This window comes from Streptomyces narbonensis (assembly GCF_014649015.1).
GTDB lineage: Bacteria > Actinomycetota > Actinomycetes > Streptomycetales > Streptomycetaceae > Streptomyces > Streptomyces narbonensis.
Map to the genome: position 1 here is coordinate 1 of NZ_BMSF01000122.1, position 710 is coordinate 710.

The window sequence follows — 710 nt, forward strand, 5'->3', positions numbered from 1 at the left end:
AGGGCGTCCACGCGGTCGGTGCGCTCCCAGGTGAAGTCCGGCAGCTCGCGGCCGAAGTGGCCGTAGGCGGCGGTCTGCGAGTAGATCGGGCGGAGCAGGTCGAGGTCGCGGATGATCGCGGCCGGGCGCAGGTCGAAGACCTCGCCGATCGCGTTCTCGATCTTCTCCGTGTCGACCGTGTGCGTGCCGAAGGTCTCGACGAAGAGACCGACGGGCTCGGCCTTGCCGATCGCGTACGCGACCTGCACCTCGCAGCGCGAGGCGAGACCGGCGGCGACGACGTTCTTCGCGACCCAGCGCATCGCGTACGCCGCCGAGCGGTCGACCTTCGACGGGTCCTTGCCGGAGAAGGCGCCGCCGCCGTGGCGGGCCATGCCGCCGTACGTGTCGATGATGATCTTGCGGCCGGTGAGGCCGGCGTCGCCCATCGGGCCGCCGATCTCGAAGCGCCCGGTCGGGTTCACGAGCAGCCGGTAGCCGTCGGTGTCGAGCTTGATGCCGTCCTCGACGAGCTGCGCGAGCACGTGCTCGACGACGAACTCGCGGATGTCGGGGGCGAGCAGCGACTCCAGGTCGATGTCCGAGGCGTGCTGCGAGGAGACGACGACCGTGTCGAGACGGACGGCCTTGTCGCCGTCGTACTCGATGGTGACCTGGGTCTTGCCGTCGGGACGCAGGTACGGGATGGTCCCGTTCTTGCGGACCTCGGT

General features: G+C 69.7%; 1 protein-coding gene. It reads right to left on the bottom strand.

Features of this window, described 5'->3' with window-relative positions:
• Window positions 1–710, bottom strand: a 710-nt coding sequence (gene metK / locus IE124_RS34245) for a methionine adenosyltransferase (RefSeq protein WP_189513969.1), incomplete at both ends; no start/stop codon positions are given.